General features: G+C 75.4%; 2 protein-coding genes and 1 pseudogene. 1 reads left to right on the forward strand and 2 read right to left on the reverse strand.

Features of this window, described 5'->3' with window-relative positions:
• Positions 1-458 precede the first annotated feature (458 nt).
• On the reverse strand, positions 459-1,262 hold the full coding sequence (locus tag F6X68_RS32025) for a DedA family protein (RefSeq protein ID WP_151457737.1): 804 nt from the start codon (positions 1,260-1,262) through the stop codon (positions 459-461).
• Positions 1,263-1,437: 175 nt separating this feature from the next.
• Here F6X68_RS32025 and F6X68_RS32030 point away from each other — a divergent pair, with 175 nt between their 5' ends.
• Entirely contained in the window at positions 1,438-2,265 is an 828-nt protein-coding gene (locus F6X68_RS32030; protein ID WP_151457738.1) for an MOSC domain-containing protein, read from the forward strand.
• Positions 2,266-2,271: 6 nt separating this feature from the next.
• Here F6X68_RS32030 and F6X68_RS33785 read toward each other — a convergent pair.
• A pseudogene (locus F6X68_RS33785) lies at positions 2,272-2,794 on the reverse strand (serine/threonine protein kinase); the annotation flags it as partial.

Below are 2,794 nucleotides of genomic sequence, written 5' to 3' on the forward strand. Positions count from 1 at the left end.
ACACCTACGAACCGCACATTCGGCACCTCACGCCACCCTGCTGGACGACCCACTCACCCAAACCGCGCTGGACATACCACACGAATCGGAAACCGGTCACAGGCAGGTTCACGGGCCACCGGGCCACCGGGCCACCGGGTCATCGGGCCACCGGGCCACCGGGCCACCGGTGGAGATCTTGGTAGAAAACGGCCCTTGGAGGGGCCATTTTCTACCAAGATCTCCGCTAGGAGCCGGCGGACGGACGCGAGCGTGGGCCCCGCCCGGGTGTGGCCGCCGTGCCCCGGCGCAGGGATCAAGCCCGCGGGTGGACTTCCGCGTCCCGGGGCCGATCGGGATCGGGGCGGGGTGCCCGCGCCGACTGTGCAGTGCGCCTCGGCGGCGGCGCCGGATCCCGAGGGCCACCGCGGCGGGGACCTGGCGGGCGTGGTGGCGCCCGCCGTGGCCGCGCCACCGGCTCAGCGGGACAGGTCGCGGTCGGGCGCCTGCCCGTCCGAGTACGCGCTGCGGTAGATCGTGCCCCGCCCCGTCGGGTCCGGCGCGTAGGGCAGCGGGGCGGGGTCGACGGGCGGGACGGGGTCGACGGCCGGCGCGCCGCGCCGCGCGCGGATGATCCGGGAGACCACGAACCAGCCGGCGGCCGCCACGCTGGCGACGATGACCACCTTCTGCAGCACGCCGGCGTACCCCTCGACGAGGTGCCAGTTGTCGCCGAGCAGGTAGCCGGCCATCACGAAGGTGGTGTTCCAGATCAGGCTGCCGAGCGTCGTGTAGACCGCGAAGGTCAGCACCGGCATCCGCTCCACGCCGGCCGGGATGGAGATCAGGCTACGGAAGATCGGGATCATCCGGCCGAAGAAGACGGCCTTCACCCCGTGCCGCAGGAACCACTCCTCGGTGCGGTCCACGTCGCTGAGCTTGATCAGCGGCAGCCGCTGCGCGATCGCCCGGATCCGCTCCCGGCCCAGCGCGGCGCCGATCCAGTACAGGGCGAGGGCGCCGAGCAGCGAGCCGAGGGTGGTCCAGAAGATCGCACTGACCACGCTCATCCGGCCCTGGCCGGCGACGAAGCCGGCCAGCGGCAGGATCACCTCGCTGGGGATCGGTGGGAAGAGGTTCTCCAGGGCGACGGCCAGACCCGCGCCGGGGCCGCCGAGCCGCTCGACCAGGCCGATGACGAAGCCGACCAGTCCGTCCTCCGGCGGCGCGGCCTTTTCGGGGGCGGTGCCGGAGGCGAGCAGGGCGTGCGCGGTACGAATCATGGCCCACACGCTACGAACCGATCCTGGGAGTCCGCCAATGGGCCGGCCCTTGCGTCCCACGGACCGTCCACAGCCGCGGGGGTTCGCACTAGGGTGGCCCCGTGACGACGTGCATCACGACCGCCGGCGGGGCCCCGGTCCGGGTCGCGGTGCCCCGCGCCGGGGCGGCGGCAGGATGACCGGCCGGCTGGCGCAGCTGTGGCGTTACCCGGTGAAGTCGATGCTGGGTGAGCGGCTGCCCGCCGCCGACGTCGGCCCGGCGGGTGTGGCGGGCGACCGACGGCTGGCCCTGCGGCACCGGGACACCGGGCGGGTGGCCAGCGCGAAGCATCCCCGGCTCTGGCGCGACCTGCTCACGCTCCGCGCGGCCGGCGCCGCACCCGATGAGGTACGGATCACGCTGCCCGACGGGCGGGTCCTGTCCAGCGTGGACCCCGGCGTCGACGACGTGCTGTCCCGGGTGCTCGGCGTCCCGGTGACGCTGATCGACCGGCCGCCCGCCGGGGCGCTCCTGGACCGGGCCGACCCGGACGCGGTGCTGGCGGCCGGTCTGGCCGCCGAGGTGCCGGTCGACGCCAACCCGCTCGGGGCGGCGGCGCCGGGGACCTTCTTCGACTTCGCCCCGGTGCACCTGGTCACGACGGCCACCCTGGCCCGGGTGGCCGCCGAGCTTCCGGGCGGCACCGTCGAGGCGGTCCGCTACCGGCCCAACCTCGTGCTCGACGTCGAAGTGGACGGCTTCGCCGAGAACGACTGGGTCGGTGGCGAGCTGCGGGTCGGTCCCGAGCTGGTGCTGCGGGTACTCGCCCCGACCCCGCGGTGTGCGGTGCCGACCCTGGCGCACGGGTCGCTCCCCCGGCAGGCCGAGGCGTTGCGTGTCCCGGCCCGCCTCAACCGGGTCGTGCCGCTGCCGCAGCTCGGCGCGCAGCCGTGCGTGGGCGCGTACGCGCAGGTGGTGCGGGGTGGCCGGGTGGAGCAGGGGTCCGCGGTCGAGGTCGGCTGAGCCGGTTCAGTCGTCGTCCTCGTCGTCGTCCGGCGACGGCGTGTCGATCCGGTCGAGCAGGGCGTCGAGTCGGGCCGCCGTGTCGGGCGGGAGCTGCCCTTCCTCGGCCGCCTCGGCGAGGCGCTCCCGCAGCTTCTCGACCCGCTTGGCCCGGTCCTTCTCCTTGCCCCGGCTCAGGTCCGCGAGCTTGTCCCGCAGCCCCTCGACCGTCTTGCGGTCGATCTCGCCGCGGGCCTGCGCCCAGGCGAGCACCGCGGCGAACTCGGCGACGAACTGCGGCAGGCCGACCGGATCGGGCCGTGCGGTCACCGGCGGCGGGGCGGAGGTCCTGGTCGGCGGCGGTGTCGGCCTGCCGGCCGGTGTGCCGGTGACGGGGGCCGCCGCCGGTGGCGGGCTTCCGCCGTCGCCGATGACGAGCGCGCCGACGAGCCCGACGAGCAGCGCGACGCCGACGGCGACCAGCGCGGTGACGGGCCTGTTGCGCGTGGTCCCCGCGCCGCCGGCCGGGGCGGGACGGCCGGTGCGGGCG

Origin of the sequence: Micromonospora sp. AMSO12t (genome assembly GCF_008806585.1) — a bacterium.
In the GTDB taxonomy this organism is placed as follows: Bacteria; Actinomycetota; Actinomycetes; order Mycobacteriales; family Micromonosporaceae; genus Micromonospora; species Micromonospora reichwaldensis.

What these genes read in the sequence shown, in the direction of transcription:
- F6X68_RS32030 (WP_151457738.1), top strand. Translation starts at nt 1,438, where the DNA reads ATGACCGGCCGGCTGGCGCAGCTGTGGCGTTACCCGGTGAAGTCGATG.
- F6X68_RS32025 (WP_151457737.1), bottom strand. Translation starts at nt 1,262, where the DNA reads ATGATTCGTACCGCGCACGCCCTGCTCGCCTCCGGCACCGCCCCCGAA.